Origin of the sequence: Xanthomonas campestris pv. badrii (genome assembly GCF_012848175.1) — a bacterium.
GTDB lineage: Bacteria > Pseudomonadota > Gammaproteobacteria > Xanthomonadales > Xanthomonadaceae > Xanthomonas > Xanthomonas campestris_C.
The window spans coordinates 1,561,538-1,576,977 of sequence record NZ_CP051651.1 but is presented as its reverse complement, the minus strand read 5'-3'; the positions used below and the strand labels follow the sequence as shown (position 1 = coordinate 1,576,977).

At 66.3% G+C, this 15,440-nt stretch carries 14 protein-coding genes; 12 read left to right on the top strand and 2 right to left on the bottom strand.

What is annotated here, in order from left to right; translation table 11 throughout:
• Window positions 1–167: 167 nt before the first annotated feature.
• The 11 genes from HG421_RS06705 (at window position 168) to HG421_RS06655 (ending at window position 8,747) form a co-directional block, all read left to right on the top strand.
• A complete protein-coding gene (locus HG421_RS06705) occupies window positions 168–908 on the top strand; it encodes a hypothetical protein (RefSeq protein WP_169708108.1) in 741 nt (246 codons plus the stop codon).
• Window positions 909–960: 52 nt separating this feature from the next.
• Window positions 961–1,554 carry an RNA polymerase sigma factor gene (locus HG421_RS06700; RefSeq protein ID WP_211161791.1) on the top strand — a complete coding sequence of 198 codons (594 nt, stop codon included), beginning with the start codon at window positions 961–963 and terminating at the stop codon, window positions 1,552–1,554.
• Complete coding sequence (locus HG421_RS06695; protein WP_169705751.1) at window positions 1,551–2,198, top strand: zf-HC2 domain-containing protein; 648 nt, start codon at window positions 1,551–1,553, stop codon at window positions 2,196–2,198. Before HG421_RS06700 ends, HG421_RS06695 begins: the two co-directional genes overlap by 4 nt.
• The gene (locus HG421_RS06690) at window positions 2,195–3,520 is read left to right on the top strand and encodes a S8 family serine peptidase (RefSeq protein ID WP_169705750.1); all 1,326 of its coding nucleotides are present in this window, start codon (window positions 2,195–2,197) and stop codon (window positions 3,518–3,520) included. The genes HG421_RS06695 and HG421_RS06690 overlap by 4 nt, the downstream gene beginning before the upstream one ends.
• An 11-nt stretch (window positions 3,521–3,531) precedes the next feature.
• On the top strand, window positions 3,532–4,290 hold the full coding sequence (gene ccmC, locus HG421_RS06685; RefSeq protein ID WP_169705749.1) for a heme ABC transporter permease CcmC: 759 nt from the start codon (window positions 3,532–3,534) through the stop codon (window positions 4,288–4,290).
• On the top strand, window positions 4,287–4,493 hold the full coding sequence (gene ccmD / locus HG421_RS06680; protein ID WP_169705748.1) for a heme exporter protein CcmD: 207 nt from the start codon (window positions 4,287–4,289) through the stop codon (window positions 4,491–4,493). Before ccmC ends, ccmD begins: the two co-directional genes overlap by 4 nt.
• Window positions 4,490–4,960: a cytochrome c maturation protein CcmE gene (gene ccmE / locus HG421_RS06675; RefSeq protein WP_169705747.1), complete on the top strand. Its 471-nt coding sequence runs from the start codon at window positions 4,490–4,492 to the stop codon at window positions 4,958–4,960. The genes ccmD and ccmE overlap by 4 nt, the downstream gene beginning before the upstream one ends.
• Window positions 4,961–5,024: 64 nt before the next feature.
• Window positions 5,025–7,013, top strand: coding sequence for a heme lyase CcmF/NrfE family subunit (locus tag HG421_RS06670; RefSeq protein WP_169705746.1), 1,989 nt, complete (start codon window positions 5,025–5,027; stop codon window positions 7,011–7,013).
• A complete protein-coding gene (locus HG421_RS06665; protein ID WP_169705745.1) occupies window positions 7,010–7,552 on the top strand; it encodes a DsbE family thiol:disulfide interchange protein in 543 nt (180 codons plus the stop codon). Before HG421_RS06670 ends, HG421_RS06665 begins: the two co-directional genes overlap by 4 nt.
• The gene (locus tag HG421_RS06660) at window positions 7,549–8,034 is read left to right on the top strand and encodes a cytochrome c-type biogenesis protein (RefSeq protein WP_169705744.1); all 486 of its coding nucleotides are present in this window, start codon (window positions 7,549–7,551) and stop codon (window positions 8,032–8,034) included. The genes HG421_RS06665 and HG421_RS06660 overlap by 4 nt, the downstream gene beginning before the upstream one ends.
• On the top strand, window positions 8,034–8,747 hold the full coding sequence (locus HG421_RS06655) for a tetratricopeptide repeat protein (RefSeq protein WP_169705743.1): 714 nt from the start codon (window positions 8,034–8,036) through the stop codon (window positions 8,745–8,747). Before HG421_RS06660 ends, HG421_RS06655 begins: the two co-directional genes overlap by 1 nt.
• Before the next feature lie 168 nt (window positions 8,748–8,915).
• On the opposite strand, the gene HG421_RS06650 is transcribed toward HG421_RS06655, so the two are convergent.
• Both HG421_RS06650 and HG421_RS06645 read right to left on the bottom strand, forming a co-directional pair.
• On the bottom strand, window positions 8,916–10,988 hold the full coding sequence (locus HG421_RS06650) for a PAS domain-containing protein (protein WP_169705742.1): 2,073 nt from the start codon (window positions 10,986–10,988) through the stop codon (window positions 8,916–8,918).
• Window positions 10,975–12,489 carry an ATPase domain-containing protein gene (locus HG421_RS06645; protein ID WP_169708106.1) on the bottom strand — a complete coding sequence of 505 codons (1,515 nt, stop codon included), beginning with the start codon at window positions 12,487–12,489 and terminating at the stop codon, window positions 10,975–10,977. The genes HG421_RS06650 and HG421_RS06645 overlap by 14 nt, the downstream gene beginning before the upstream one ends.
• A 364-nt stretch (window positions 12,490–12,853) precedes the next feature.
• On the opposite strand from HG421_RS06645, the gene HG421_RS06640 reads away from it, so the two are divergent.
• Window positions 12,854–14,965 carry a methyl-accepting chemotaxis protein gene (locus HG421_RS06640; RefSeq protein WP_169705741.1) on the top strand — a complete coding sequence of 704 codons (2,112 nt, stop codon included), beginning with the start codon at window positions 12,854–12,856 and terminating at the stop codon, window positions 14,963–14,965.
• Window positions 14,966–15,440 lie beyond the last annotated feature (475 nt).

The following is a 15,440-nucleotide window of genomic DNA, read 5'->3' as shown; positions in this document are numbered from 1 at the left end:
CACTATCGCGCCCCGCCCCGTGCCCCTGTCCTACGCCCTTGCCGACCGTTTTGCCCGCCAGGCAGTCTCCTTCCCGAATGCGACGCCGCTGCGTCTGCGGCGGGCAGCCGTGGGCCGCAACACGTGGCAGCGTGCCGAGGCACGCACTGTCCGCTCGGCCCCGCTGCCTGCACCCAGCGTGCGAATGGCCGAGTCCGCCACCCCATCGCGCGCGCCTGCGCCATGCACTGTTGCTCGCCCTGGTCACGAGCCCCTGCGGGCATGCGCTGGCCGACAACCTGGGCGGCGCGGTCGCGATCACCTCCACCCTGATCGATCGTGGCATCGCGATTGCGCCCAATCGCGTCACCTTGCAGACCGCCGGCTACTGGCTGCCGTCCCCGGGCTGGTCGGTGTCGGTCTCCGCCGCGCTGCAGGCGCCGTCGCTGAGCAAGCCGGTGGCATTCACCGTGCAGGGCGCGCGCGCCTGGATGCTGGACGACCGCTGGCAGATGCAGGCCAGCCTGCTGTATTACGCCTACCCGGCCGACCGCCAGTCGCGCACCTTCGACCGCCAGGAAGCGAGCCTGGCCTGGTCCTACCGCGACATGCTCACCTTTTCGCTGTCCACCTTCAATTTCCCGCGTGCGCAGCGCTCGCCCTGGAACAAGGTGGTCGACATCACCGCCAGCGTGCCGCTGTCGGCCAATCTCAGCCTTTCGGCCGGTGCCGGCATCTCCGATTTTCCGGCGATGGCCTACGGTGCCGCCAGGTCCGGCCGCTATCAATACGGTCAACTGGGCCTGAAGTGGAACCATGCCGCATGGACCGTGAAGCTGGACCGGATCCTGACCAGCAGCAACACCCCGCGCGCGCAGGGCGGGCCCGGCGAAACGCCGTGGGTGGGCATGCTGTCGCGCGCGTTCTGACCCACCCGCAACCTTTTGCCCGCCTGCGGGCACTTAAGAAGTGTCCTACGCCATGCCTGCCTCGATGAATGACACCGACACCCTGGGCGATGCCACCGATCGCATGCTGCTGCGCCGCATGGCGGCGGGCGATCGCGATGCGTTGGCCAGCATGTACACCAGCTATCACGGACGGCTGTGCCGGTTCCTGTCGCGCCTGACCCGCCGGCCGGACATCATCGAAGAGGCCATCAACGACTGCTTCTGGATCGCCTGGCAAAAGGCAGGCGACTTCCGCGGCGATTCGCAGGTATCCACCTGGATCATGGGCATCGCCTACCGCTGCGGGCTCAAGTGCCTGCGCCAGCACGACGGCGAGGCCATCGACGACACCGCCATGGTCGAAGACCACGCCCCCAGCGCCGACGATGGCGAGGACCGCGAGCTACGCGACTGGCTGGACAAGGGCATGGAACGGCTGTCGCCGGACCAGCGCCTGGTGATCGAACTGGTCTACGGCGTCGGCCACAAGCTGGAAGAAGTGGCAGACATCATGCAGTGCCCGGTGGGCACGATCAAAGCCCGGCTGTTCCACGCCCGGGTCAAATTACGCAATGTGCTGCCCGGCCTGGCCGGCAGCGCTCCTTACACGGAGACCCTGCAATGAAGACGTTTTTCATCGCGCCTGGCAAGGAATGCTCACACGCCTGGGAGCTGATGCCAGCTGTCTTGCTGGATAGCGCCACCGAGGAAGAGAGTACCTGGCTGATCGCGCACGTGGCCAAATGCGCCTCCTGCAGCGCCGAGTTCGCCCAGCAGAACCGCCTGCGTCAGGCGCTGGCATTGCCGTGCGCCGTCAAGCTCGACCCCAACGCCGGGTTGCAGCGCCTGCTCGGCCGGTTGGACGCACCCGAGCAGCGCATCGCGCCACCAGTGCCTGCCCGCCGCTCCGGCAGCTGGACGGTGCGCGCCCTGGCCGCTGCTGCCTTGGTCCAGGCCATCGGCCTGGGCGTCATGGGCGTCAAGCTGGCTTCGCCGGCGCCGTCGCACGACTACCGCACACTCAGCAGCGCCACCGCGTTGCCGGTGCCGCAAGGCGCCATCCGCGTGGTGCCGGACGCCAAGATGACCGTTGCCGACTGGGACCGCCTGCTGCATGCGCAGCAGCTGCAGGTGGTGGGCGGACCCAACGACATGGGCGCCTACACCGTGGTGCCGGCCGCACCGCAGCCGCCCCAGCAGCAGCAGACCCTGCAGCAACTGCGCGCCAATCCGGGCATCCGGCTGGCCGAGATCGTCTCCGCCCCATGAACCGCCTTCTCGCCATCGGCCTGTGCGTCGCCATCATCGGCCTGGGCATGCAGGGCAGCGCCCACGCTGCCGCGGCCATGCAGGAGCCTGCAAAGGTCGCCGCCATCGCCGCGGCATCGGCCCCGGCCGATGCACATACACCGGATGCGAGCCGCGACATCCTGCTGGCGGTGGCCAACCCGCTCAGCGCACCACCGGCGCGCGCCGGCTCCAGCCTGATCGGCTATGCCTCCAGCTACTACGGCGCCGGCCAGAAGGCCGCCGTGCGCATGGAAGCCATCAAGCAGCGCTACAAGCTGCGCGAAGTGTCCGGCTGGCCGATCACCTCGCTGGGCCTGTATTGCGCAGTGCTGCAGCCGCCGCCGGGCGTCTCGCGCGATGAGCTGGTCAGCACGCTGGCCGACGACGAAGGCGTGGAGCTGGTGCAGCCGGTGCAGGATTTCTCGGTGTTTTCCGCCGATGCCGCGGAAAAGACCACGCCGCTGTCCGGCTACAACGACCCGTACGTGGACATGCAGCGCGGCTTCATCGACACCGATGCCGCCAGCGCACAGGCCATCACGCAGGGCCGCGGCGTGGTGGTGGCGGTGGTCGACACCGGCGTGGACACCAGCCACCCGGACCTGAAGGCGCGCATCCGCGAAGTGCACGATCTGGTCGACAACACTCCGGTCATGACCAGCAGCGATTCGCACGGCACCGAAGTGGCCGGGATCATCGCCGCCGGCAGCAACAACCATCAGGGCATCGTCGGCATGGCGCCCAAGGCCATGCTCAACATCTACAAGGCCTGCTGGTATGCGCCCACCGTCGGCGCCCCTGCACGCTGCAATACCTTCACCCTGGCCAAGGCGCTGGCGGCAATCAACAACAGCTCCGCGCGTGTGGTCAACCTGAGCCTGGGCGGGCCAGCCGACCCGCTGCTGAGCAAGATGCTGGCGCACCTGGTGCAGCAGGGCCGCATCGTGGTCGCGGCGATGCCGCCCAATGGCCGGCTGGATGGGTTTCCCAATGATGTGCCCGGCGTGCTGGTAGTGCGCAGCAGCAGCGCCAGCGCGGCGATGCCCGGCGTGCTGAGCGCACCCGGCAAGGACATCCTGACCACGCAGCCGAACGGCCGCTACGACTTCACCTCCGGCTCGTCGATGGCCAGCGCCCACGTCAGCGGCATGGCGGCGCTGTTGTTGTCGCTGCAGCCATCGATGGACGCCAGTGCCCTGCGCGAGCTCCTGCAGCGCACCAGCAAGGTCTCCGACGGCCAGCTACAGGTCAATGCCGGCGCGGCAGTCGATGCGCTGTCGCCTTCCAGACATTCCAACTGACGACACCGGCAATGGCCAAGTGGATCCCGTTGTGGCTGCACAAGCTCAGTTCGCCGCCGATGTTCTATCGCTTTGCAGGTGCCGTGCGCCCGTGGGCGCTGGCGCTGGCGCTGCTGCTCGGCGCAGTGGCCGCCTACGGCGGGCTGGTGCTGGCGCCGCCGGATTATCAGCAGCACGACGCCTACCGCATCATCTTCATCCACGTGCCCAGTGCCTGGATGAGCCTTTTCATCTACGCCGCGATGGGCGTGTCGGCGTTCATCGCGCTGGTGTGGCGGATCAAGCTCGCCGAAGTGGTGACCATGGCCTCTGCACCGATCGGCGCGGCATTCACCTTCATCACCCTGTGCACCGGGTCGCTATGGGGCAAGCCGATGTGGGGCACCTGGTGGACCTGGGACGCGCGGCTGACCTCGGAGTTGCTGCTGCTGTTCCTGTACCTGGGCGTGCTTGGCCTGTACTACGCGGTGGAAGACCGCCGCCAGGCGATGCGCGCGGCCGGCCTGCTCGCGCTGGTGGGCCTGGTGAATCTGCCCATCGTGCATTACTCGGTGGTGTGGTGGAACACGCTGCATCAAGGCTCGACCGTGCGCCTGCTCGGCCCGTCCAAGATGGGCGCGGACATGCTGTGGCCGTTGCTGACGATGATGCTGGCCACCAAGTGCTACTACATCGCCAGCCTGTTCGGCCGCGTGCGCGTGGACCTGCTGGCGCTGGAAAGCGGTAAGGACTGGGCACGCCGCATCGTATTGACCGAGCGCACCGCATGAGCAGCTTTCTGACGATGGGCGGCTACGGCCAGTACGTGTGGACGTCGTACGCAGTGTTCATGCTGGTGCTGCTGGCCGATCTTGCAGCGCCGTGGCTGCGACGTCGGCGCCTGCCGCGCGAATTGCGTGGCCAGATGCAGCGGCAAACCCCGAGGCGTCTGCGCGATCAACCCGCACCACCGCTGGAGCGCGACGCGCCATGAATGCAACGCGCAAGCACCGCCTGTGGCTGGTGGTCGGGGTGCTGGCCGCCGCCGCGCTGGCCGGAACGTTGATCGTGCTGGCGCTGCAACGGAACATGAGCTACCTGTTCACGCCCAGCCAGGTGCATGCCGGCGAGGCATCCGGCTATCGGCAGTTTCGCCTGGGCGGCATGGTCAAGGCCGGCTCGATCCAGCGCGCCAGCGACTCGCTGAAAGTCAGCTTCACCGTCATCGATAAACATGCTGCCACCCAGGTCGAGTACACCGGCATCCTGCCCGACCTGTTCCGCGACAACCAATCGGTGATCGCCAACGGGCGCATGCAGGGCGCGCGGTTTGTCGCCACCGAAGTGCTGGCAAAGCACGACGAAACCTACATGCCGAAAGAACTCAAGGACGCGATGGCCGAAGGCCATCTCGGCAAGCCGATCCCAGCCACCGCCGCGCCATTGACCACGCCGCGTTGATGCGGCGCCGCCCGCTTCGTTCCGTCCCGATGACCTTCCTTCTGCCGCACCGTGCCACTCGCCCATGACGCCTGAACTTGGCCAGATCGCACTGATCCTGGCGCTGCTGCTTTCGCTTGCCCAGGGCGTGTTGCCATTGATCGGAGCCTGGCGCGGCAACTGCGCATTGATGGCCATCGCACGGCCTGCCGCTGCCGGCCAGGCGGTGTTCGTATGGCTGGCCTTCGGCCTGCTGGCCTGGTCGCTGCTGTCGCTGGATTTTTCGGTGGCCTATGTCGCCGCCAACGCCAACATCGCCCTGCCCTGGTATTACCGCTTCGCCGCGGTGTGGGGCGCGCACGAAGGTTCGTTGCTGCTGTGGATCGCCATCCTTGCCACCTGGACGGTGCTGCTGGCCGCCTTCAGCCGGCATCTGCCGCAATACTTCGCCGCCCGCGTGCTGGCAGTGCTGGGGCTGGTGTCGGTGGGCTTTCTGGCCTTCATCCTGCTGACCTCCAATCCATTCGGGCGGCTGTCGCCGATTCCGCTGGACGGCAACGAGCTCAATCCGGTGCTGCAGGACCCGGGCATGACCTTCCACCCGCCGGTGCTGTACACCGGCTATGTGGGGTTTTCGGTGGCCTTCGCGTTTGCGGTTGCCGCGCTGCTCGGTGGCGAACTGGAACAGGCCTGGGTGCGCTGGGCGCGGCCGTGGACCAATGTGGCCTGGGCCTGCCTCACCGCCGGCATCGTGGCCGGCAGCTGGTGGGCGTACGCGGAACTGGGCTGGGGCGGCTGGTGGTTCTGGGACCCGGTGGAAAATGCCAGCTTCATGCCATGGCTGGTGGGCACCGCGTTGATCCACACCCAGGCGGTCACCGAAAAGCGCGGCAGCCTGCGGGCGTGGACGATTTTGCTGTCGATCCTGGCGTTCTCGCTGTCGCTGCTGGGGACCTTCCTGGTGCGCTCGGGCGTACTGACCTCGGTACATGCCTTTGCCGCCGACCCGCGACGCGGGTTGTACATCCTGATCTTCCTGGTCGCGGTGGTCGGCGGTTCGCTGTTGTTGTACGCGTTGCGTGCGCCCAAGATCGCCAGCGGCAAACCCTTCGCCGCCGCCTCGCGCGAAACCGGCATCCTGATCGGCAACCTGCTGCTGAGCGTGGCCGCGGCGATGGTGTTGCTGGGCACGCTGTTCCCGCTGGTCGCCGACGCGTTCGGCATGGGCAAGGTGTCGGTCGGCCCGCCCTACTTCGGCCTGCTGTTTCCGCTGCTGATGCTGCCGGTGGTGCTGCTGCTGCCGTTCGGCCCGTACCTGCGCTGGGGCAAGGCCGAGGCCGCGCCGCTGAAGGCGCTGGGCACGCGGGCAGGCATTGCCGCCATCGCCTGTGCAGTGGGTGGCAGCCTGGTTGCCGACGGGCAGGCCAAGGCGATTGCCGGGATTGGTGTCGCCGCGTGGGTGGCGGCCGGTACTGCGTTGTACGTGGTCAAGCGCTGGCGCGAGATGCCGCGCGGCCGCCGCTTTCCGGCGGAGATGGCCGGCATGCTGATCGCGCATGCGGGTGTGGCGGTGTTCGTGGCCGGGGTGCTGGTTTCGGAAAGCCTGTCGGTGGAACGCGACGTGCGGCTCTCGCCCGGGCAGAGCGCGCAGATCGCCGGCTACAGCTTCCGCTTCGACGGCGTGCAGCTGGTGGACGGGCCGAACTGGAAGGCCGAACAGGGCAGCGTGCAGGTCAGCCGCGATGGGCAGGTGGTGGCGCAGCTGCATCCGCAAAAACGCCTGTACAGCAGCGAGCGCATCCAGACCGAGTCGGCGATCGACCCCGGCATCACCCGCGACCTGTACGTGGCGCTCGGTGAGCCGCTGGACGATCAGCACATCGAATACGACTGGACGCTGCGGCTGTACTACAAGCCGCTGATCCGCTGGATCTGGGCCGGCGGCCTGCTGATGATGCTGGGCGGCTTCGTCAGCGCCTGCGCCCGCCGCTTCCGCGCGCCGGTGGCCGCAGCCACGGCCGCTACCTCGCCGGCATACGATGCGCGCCTGCTCGCGCAGGAGTCGCACCCGTGAAGCGCATTCTGCCCCTGCTGGGGTTCTTGTCGGTCGCCGCGCTGTTCGGCTTCGGCATCTACTGGACCATGCAGCACAACCCGCGCGAGGTGCCCTCGCCGTTGATCGGCAAGCCCGCGCCGGCGTTTTCGCTGCCGCGACTGGATGCGCCCGACCAGCACGTCACCCGTGAGCAGTTGCTGGGCAAGCCCTATGTGCTCAACGTGTTCGGCAGCTGGTGCGCCGAATGCGTGCATGAGCACCCGGTGCTGATGGCGCAGGCCGGCAGGCTTGGCGTGGCGTTGATCGGCTACAACTACAAGGACGCACCAGCCGATGCCACCGCCTGGCTGGCACGACTGGGCAACCCGTACGCCGTGGTGATCGCCGACGAGCCGGGCCAGACCGCGATCGACTTCGGTGTCTACGGCGCGCCGGAAACCTTCCTGATCGATGCGCAGGGCATGATCCGCTACAAGCATATCGGCGTGCTCACCCCCGCCGTCATCGATGCCGAGTTGCTGCCCGCCATCGCCGCGTTGCCCAAGGGGGCGCCATGATTCCGGGCTATCGCCGCCTGCAGGCGCACCGCCGTCGACAGGCCCGGCAGCTGCGCCTGTTGCTGGTGTTGCTGCTGGGCGTGCTGCTGGCGCCGTGCGTGCAGGCGCAGGCAGTGGACCCGCTGCCCTTCAAGGACCGCAGCGAAGAAGCGCGTTATCAACGGCTGACCGCACAACTGCGTTGCCTGGTGTGCCAGAACGAAAATCTGGCCGATTCCAACGCCAGCCTGGCACGCGACCTGCGCCATCAGGTATTTGCGCAAGTGCAGGCCGGCAGGAGCGATGCGCAGATCAAGCAGTACATGGTCGAGCGCTATTCGGATTTCGTGCTGTACGACCCGCCGGTCAAGCGCGGCACCTGGCTGCTGTGGTTCGGGCCGTTGCTGATGCTGGGTGCCGGGGCCGGCGTGGTGATCCATACCGTGCGCAAACGCGCGCGGGTGGGCACACCGGCAGCACCGCAGGCAGAGGAAGAGTGGTGATGACCGGTTTCTATCTCGCCAGCGCCGTGCTGGTCGCCGCCGCGCTGCTGCTAGTGCTGTTGCCGCTGCTGCGCAACCCGACGCGTCATGGCAGTGGGCGTTACGCGCTGCCGGTCTTGTTGGCGGTGGCCCTGCCGATCGCCACCGCCGGGCTGTATCGGCTGGTGGGCGCGCCCGAGGCGATCGTGCAGCGGGTGGTCGCTGCGCCGCCGCGACCGGCCGCACCACCAAGCGCACAAGCCGTGCCCATGGCCGAGCCTGCGCAAACGCAAGCTGCCAGTGCCGCAGAGGCCGTACGGATGCAGGCGCTGGAGTCGTGGATGCAACAGGCCAAGACGCACGAGCAGAACAACCGCCCCGCAGAGGCCCGCGATGCCTATGCGCAAGCGTTGAAGATCGCGCCGCAGACCAGTGCCGCCATCGTCGGCTGGATCGCCGCCGACATGGCAACCCACAGCGACTTCGCCATCGATGCGGCCTCACGCACGCGGCTGCAGCAGTTGATCGCGCGCGAGCCGGACAACCAGCGCGGGCTGTGGCTGCTGGGCATCAGCGATTTCCAGCAGCACGACTACACCGCGGCCACCACACATTGGCGCCATCTGCACGGATTACTGGAGAACGGCTCGCCCATGCAGAAGGCGGTCGCCGACAAGATTGCCGTGGTCGAATCGATGGCCAGTGCGCGGCAACCCGGTCGCGCGGCGCGCTGAGCATTGCTGCGGTTGCCTTGATCGAAGCGCGAGGTCTTCGCGCATGCACGCTTCGAACAGCCCTGGTGTTCGTTGGTGCTGCCCGGCAGCGCTGCGCCCAGGTCGCCAACCACGCCAGCAGTGGTGACGCTTGCCAGACCATCGGCGTAGCACATGCCACGCCATGATTCAGGACGACGGCCCCAGCACCTCGTGCAATTTTCCGCTGAACTCGCCCAGCGTAAATGGCTTGGCGATCATGCTCATGCCCTCGCCAAGGAATTCGCCGCGGTCGCGCGCGGTCTCCGCATAGCCGGTCATGAAGATCACCGGCAGATCGCCGCGCGACTGCCGCGCGATCTCCGCCAGCTGGCGCCCGTTGAGACCGGGCAGGCCGACGTCGGTGACCAGCAGATCGATCCGTCGCGGCGATGCCAGGATCGGCAGCGCGGCGTCGGCATCGGCCACCACTTCGGCCTGGTAGCCCAGCTCGCCCAGCAACTCGGTGACCAGCAGGCGCACCTGTTCGTCGTCTTCCACCACCAGCACCTGCTGCCCCTGGCCCGCCAGCACCGTGCCGGTCGGCGGTTCCAGCGCTACGCTCTGCACGCTGTTGCCGGCCGGCAGGTACAGGCTGACCGTGGTGCCTACGCCCAGCTGCGATTCCACCCACACCTGTCCATGGGACTGCTGCATGAAGCCATAGATCATCGACATGCCAAGGCCGGTCCCCTGCCCGATCGGCTTGGTGGTGTAGAACGGCTCGAACACGCGCTCCAGCACATCCGCCGGCATGCCGGTGCCGGTATCGGTCACCGACACCACCGCGTAGTCGCCCGGCGCCAGGGCGATGCCACGGCCCAGCTCCAGCGCGCTGTCTTCCACACGCAGATGCCGCGTGGCGATGCGCAACAGCCCGCCATCGGGCATCGCATCGCGGGCATTGATGGCCAGGTTGAGCAGCGCGCTTTCCAGCTGATTTTCGTCCACATAGGCCTGTGGCAGCGCCTCGCACAGATCGGCCTCCAGGCGCACCGATTCGCCAAGCGTGCTCGCCAGCAAATCCTGCAGCGAGAGCACCAGATCGTTGACGTGCAGATGCCGCGCTTCCAGCGATTGCCGGCGAGAAAACGCCAGCAGGCGCTGGGTCAGCGCAGCCGCGCGAAGGGCCGATGCCGCGGCTACATCCAGAAAGCGGCCCAGCCCTTCGGTGCGCCCCTGATCGATGCGCAACCGCGCCAGGTCCAGCGCCGACAGGATACCGGTCAGCATGTTGTTGAAATCGTGCGCAATGCCGCCGGTCAGCTGACCCACCGCTTCCATCTTCTGTGCCTGGCGCAGCGCAGCCTCGCTGGATTCGCGCGCCTGCATCTGCTGCTGCAGCTCGGCAGTGCGCTCGGCCACCTTGGCCTCGAGCAGGCTGGCCTGCTGCTGCACCGACTCCATTGCCTGCGCGCGCGCCGTGATATCGGTGGCAAACACATGGAACCCGTCCACCTGCCCGTCCGCGTCAAACCGTGGCATGTAGCGGATCTCGGCATCGCGGCGGCGCCCGTCGGCATGCGGCCAGCTCGCTTCCATGGTGAGCGCTTGGCCCGCCAGTGCCGCCTCGATCCAGGCGCGACGCTCGGCCACCACCGCCGGCCCCACCACATCCACCAGCGGCCGGCCGATCACCTCCTGCGGCGGAATACCGATCCAGTCTTCGTAGGAACGGTTGGCGAAGCGGTACACCAGGTGCTTGTCGATGAAGGCGATCAGCACCGGCAAGGCGTCGGTGACCCGGCGCAGCTCGGCTTCGCTCAATGCCAGTGCGGCCCGGCTCTCGGCCAGCTGCGCCATCTGGTCGCGGATCACGAATTGCTTCTGCCGCGACCGCAGCGCGGTGGAGACCGCACTCAACAGGGAGGCCGAACTGAGCGGACGCTCCAGCTCGATGACATTGGTCATTTCGGCCGGCAGGTTGGCATGCCGGCCACGATGGCTGCCACGCGGTGCGCGCAGCAGCACGAACGGAATATCCGACCATGCCGCCTGGTCTTGCAGGATCTGCTGCAGCTCCTGCAGATTGCCGCCCACCGCTTCTTCGGTCAGGACCACCACCCCAGAGCTGTCGCGCAGGTCGCCGGCCAGCGCGGTCAATGCGCCATAGACCTTACGCGTCAGCCCGCGCTCGCCGACGATGCTGGCAATGCTGTCTGCATCGCGCCCGAACGGCGCAATGATATGGACAATCGATCCATCCGCATCACACCTGGTCAAGTGCACGATCCAGCAACGGCGCACCGTCTCCAACGAATTGCGGTGTGCCGGTCAGCACCCCATGGAAGTGCTCGAGCGGCTCGCTCAGGTGCAGGCCGGTGCTGCCGATCCGCATCTCGCGGATCGAATCTTCATGCGCGCCGCTACGGTTCTTGATGACCGACAAGGCCTTGCGAATCCGCCCATGCGCCTCGAAGAAGCGGAACAGGATGACGGTGTCGGCCATGTAGGAAATATTGAGGTTGCCGGTGGACATCGTGCCCACCAGGCCATCTTGCGGATTGATCAGGAACGTGGTCACGCCGCTCTGGTTGAGATACGACAGCAGCTCATGCATCTGCAACATCAGCTGCTTTTCCTGCGGCATCGACGACAGGTAGCCGTTGAGGCTGTCGATCACCAGCACGCGGCAGTTGCGCGCCTCCACGCTTTCGCGCACCGCCCAGGCGAACTCTCCAGGCGTCAGCTCGGCCGGATCCATTTGATGCAGTTCCAGCAGCCCCGATGCCAGACGCTTGCGCAGATCCATGCCCAGGTTCTCGGCACGCGTCAGCAGCGTGCCGGTGCGCTCGTCGAACTGCAGCACGCAGCAGTGCTCGCCCCGTTCGCAGGCCGCGCTCACGTATTGCAGGGCGACGTTGGTCTTGCCCGAGCCCGCCGGCCCGGTCAGCAGCGTGCTGGTACCGCGCAACGGGCCGCCGTGCAGCAGCGCATCGATGCGCTCCACGCCGCTGGACACCGCATCACCGATAAACGGCACATGGTGGTCTGAGGCGATCAGGCGCGGATAGATCCGCATGCTACCGGTGGCGATGGTGATGTCGTGGTAGCCGGCGATGAAATTGACGCCACGCAGTTTCTGCACCTGCATCCGCCGCCGCGCCGCGCCGAAATCCAGCGTCATCCGCTCCAGGGAGATCACCCCGTGGCACAGGCTGTGCAGATGCGCGTCGCGCTCGCCGTTCTCGTCGGTGAGGTCGTCCACCAGGAACACGGTGATATTGCGCGGCGCGAAGAATTGCTTGAGCGCCAGCACCTGCCGCCGGTAACGCAGCGAATCCTGCGCCAGCAGACGCAACTCCGACAACGAGTCGAACACCACCCGCGTCGGCTTGACCCGATCGACCTCGGCCTGGATCAGCTTGATCGTGCCGTCCAGCTCCATCTCCCAGGGGTGCAGGATGGATTGTTGGCGGCCATCGCCCAGAAACGCCTCGGCCGAGGCAAGCTCGAACACGTGCAGCGCCTCCAGCGACCAGTCATGCGAGGCAGCCACCTCGTTGAGCTCATCGATGGTTTCCGACAGCGTGACATACAGGCAACTTTCGCCCTTGGCGGCGCCATCGAGCAGGAACTGCAGCGACAGGGTGGTCTTGCCGGAGCCGGGCTGGCCTTCCAGCAGGTACAGCCGGTTGGCCGGCAGGCCACCGCGGAGGATGGTGTCGAGCCCCGTCGTCCCGGTGGTGATACGGTTTGCGATCGTCGGCTTTACGTTATCCATGCCGTCAAATTTATCACGCAAGCCTGGTCACCCATTGCCTGCAGCCGTACTGATCAGCTCGCCTGGCCTGATCCAGCAGGCCGTCGGCCGCGCCTACTGTGATCGGTGAAGCACTATCGACGATTCGACTTGTTGCCGATGCTGGCGGATGTGAGCCAAGCCATGCCGTTTCCAGCGGATGCGACTGCTGGTCCAACCGCACCTGAACCTGCTGCGGCGCAGAGTTCAGTTTTATCGGCCGAGGCCGCTAACAGTCAGGTCGAGACCTGTCCGTTGCTGCAGCGTCCTGCTGTCCCCCGGCCGTATCGCAAGCCTTCGCCCCTGTTGTCGGGACCTCCCGCCCTTCTGCCTGTCGGATCATCCTATGCACCTGCTCTCGAATCTGCGCATCGGTCAGCGCCTGGCGCTCGGCTTTCTCGCCATCATCGTCTTGATGGTGATCCTGACCGTGGTCGGGATCCAGCGCGTCCACAGCATCGACCAGCAGCTCACTGCCATCAACGAAGTCAACAGCGTCAAACAACGCTATGCCATCAACTTCCGCGGCAGCGTGCATGACCGCGCGATCGCCTTGCGCGATGTGGTGCTGATGGATGAGCCGGCAGACCGCCATGGCGCCGAGCAATTGATCGACAAGCTCGCCGCCGACTACGCCCGCTCCGCGCAACCGTTGGATGCCCTGATTGCGGCATCGACGGACGCAAACGAAAAGGCGATCCTGCAGCGGATCAAATCCATCGAACAGCGCACCATGCCGTTGATCGCGCAGGTCCGCACATTTCGGGATGCCGCAGACAAACCGCACGCCGAACAGCAGCTGCTGAAGCAGGCACGCCCCGCCTTCATCGACTGGCTGGCCAGCATCAACGCCTTCATCGACCTGCAGGAAGCCAAGAACCGCGTCGCCGCCAGACAGGCCGTTGCCACCGCGCGGGGATTTGCGATGCTGATGGTGGTCTCCACCGTCGTCGCATTGCTGCTCGGTGCAGGCATCGCGTTCCTGCTCACCCGCAGCGTGGTGTTGCCATTGCGCCAGTCGCTGCGGCTGGCCGAGCGCATCAACGAAGGTGATCTGCGCAGCCAGGACACCCCGACCGCCAACGACGAATCCGGCCAGTTGCTGCGTGCCATGCAGCAAATGCAGCACCGCCTGCAGGAGGTGATCTCCGCACAGCGCACCATGGCGAGTCGGCATGACGCCGGCGAGATCAGCTACCGCACCGACGCGCAGCGTTTTCCTGGCGAATACGGCCACATGGTGCAGGACACCAATGCACTGGTGCACGCGCATGTCCAGACCCAGCTGCGCATGACCGAAGTCATGGGGCGCTACGCCGTTGGCGACCTGGCACCAGAGATCGAACATTATCCCGGCGAAAAAGCCGCCATCACTGCCACCATGCAGCAGGTCAAGCAAAACCTGCGCGCCATCAATGCGCAGATCCACGCACTGACCCAGGCCGCATGCGCCGGCGACTTCGCGCTACGCGGCCAGCCGGAACACTTCGAGCACGACTTTCGCCTGATGGTGGAAAACCTCAACACCATGATGGCCACCTCCGACACCAACCTGGCCCGGTTCTCCGAACTGCTGCGCTCGATTGCCGACGGCGACCTGACCGTGCGCATGTCCGGCAACTTCCACGGCGTGTTCGCATCCATGCGTGACGATGCCAACAGCACCGTGCACCGCCTCACCGACATCGTCACGCATATCCAGAGCACCTCCAACAGTATTGGCTTCGCCGCCGAGGACATCGCCAGCGGCAACCAGGAACTGGCGCGCCGCAGCGAGCAGCAGGCCGCCAGCCTCGAGGAAACCGCCGCCTCGATGGAAGAGCTGACCTCCACCGTCAAGCAGAACGCCGAGCACGCCGGCCGCGCCAATCAGCTTGCCCTTGGTGCCGCGTCCATTGCCTCGCAGGGCCGCGATGTGGTCGCCCAGGTCATCGACACCATGTCCGGCATCGAAGCGGCGTCCAGGCGCATCGCCGACATCATCTCGGTCATCGACGGCATCGCCTTCCAGACCAACATCCTCGCCCTGAACGCCGCCGTCGAAGCTGCACGCGCCGGCGAACAAGGCCGCGGATTCGCCGTGGTGGCATCGGAAGTACGCACCCTCTCGCACCGCTCCTCCGATGCCGCCAAGGAGATCAAGCGCCTGATCGACGACTCGGTGCAACGCGTGGCCGACGGCTCGGCACTGGTGCACACCGCCGGCACCACCATGGGCGAGGTGGTCACCAGCGTCCAGCACGTCACCGACATCATGGGCCACATCTCCGCCGCCTCGCAGGAACAAGCCGGCGGCATCGAACAGGTCAACCACACCATCGCCCAGATGGACGAAACCACCCAGCAAAATGTGCGTCTGGTCGAAGCAGCAAGCACCGCCGCGCGTGCGCTGGAAGACCACTCCGTGCAGTTGATCCGTGCTGTGGAGGTGTTCAAGGTCAACATCGCGACGATATAAACGTCGACGACAAATTGAAGCATTACCAGCCACGCAAGACGTCAGGCCTCCAATACAATTCCGAAGTACTGCTTGATTGACCGATTTCTGCGGAACCCAATACACCGCTGCGTGACAACGGCTTGCAAGTTCATCGTGGGTGACCCCGCTAGTGCGGGGTTCTGCAGTGTGCTGGGTGATGAGTTCTCGTCAGTTACGAGGATCAGCGATCAGCCTGGATGGCGAACCATAAAGAACAAGCACCCTGACGCCTACCGGAAATGCGGGTGTCGCTCCCTGCACCACAGTCATTAGTGCGCCATTCTCCGTCTGCACGACGTACTCCATGCCATCGGCCCTTGATGCCGAGCGCTCACTAGCAGCACCCACGATGGCGCCTGCCACGATGCCGCCAACCGCTCCCACAGCGTTAGCCCGGCCACTGCCGCCGATTGATGATCCAGCAATGCCGCCTGCTGCCGCTCCTGCGGCTGCG

Coding starts and splice junctions, on each gene's coding strand:
- HG421_RS06660 (WP_169705744.1), top strand. CDS start 7,549: ATGATTCCGGGCTATCGCCGCCTGCAGGCGCACCGCCGTCGACAGGCC.
- HG421_RS06670 (WP_169705746.1), top strand. CDS start 5,025: ATGACGCCTGAACTTGGCCAGATCGCACTGATCCTGGCGCTGCTGCTT.
- HG421_RS06655 (WP_169705743.1), top strand. CDS start 8,034: ATGACCGGTTTCTATCTCGCCAGCGCCGTGCTGGTCGCCGCCGCGCTG.
- HG421_RS06640 (WP_169705741.1), top strand. CDS start 12,854: ATGCACCTGCTCTCGAATCTGCGCATCGGTCAGCGCCTGGCGCTCGGC.
- ccmC (WP_169705749.1), top strand. CDS start 3,532: ATGGCCAAGTGGATCCCGTTGTGGCTGCACAAGCTCAGTTCGCCGCCG.
- HG421_RS06700 (WP_211161791.1), top strand. CDS start 961: ATGCCTGCCTCGATGAATGACACCGACACCCTGGGCGATGCCACCGAT.
- HG421_RS06690 (WP_169705750.1), top strand. CDS start 2,195: ATGAACCGCCTTCTCGCCATCGGCCTGTGCGTCGCCATCATCGGCCTG.
- HG421_RS06695 (WP_169705751.1), top strand. CDS start 1,551: ATGAAGACGTTTTTCATCGCGCCTGGCAAGGAATGCTCACACGCCTGG.
- HG421_RS06645 (WP_169708106.1), bottom strand. CDS start 12,489: ATGGATAACGTAAAGCCGACGATCGCAAACCGTATCACCACCGGGACG.
- ccmD (WP_169705748.1), top strand. CDS start 4,287: ATGAGCAGCTTTCTGACGATGGGCGGCTACGGCCAGTACGTGTGGACG.
- ccmE (WP_169705747.1), top strand. CDS start 4,490: ATGAATGCAACGCGCAAGCACCGCCTGTGGCTGGTGGTCGGGGTGCTG.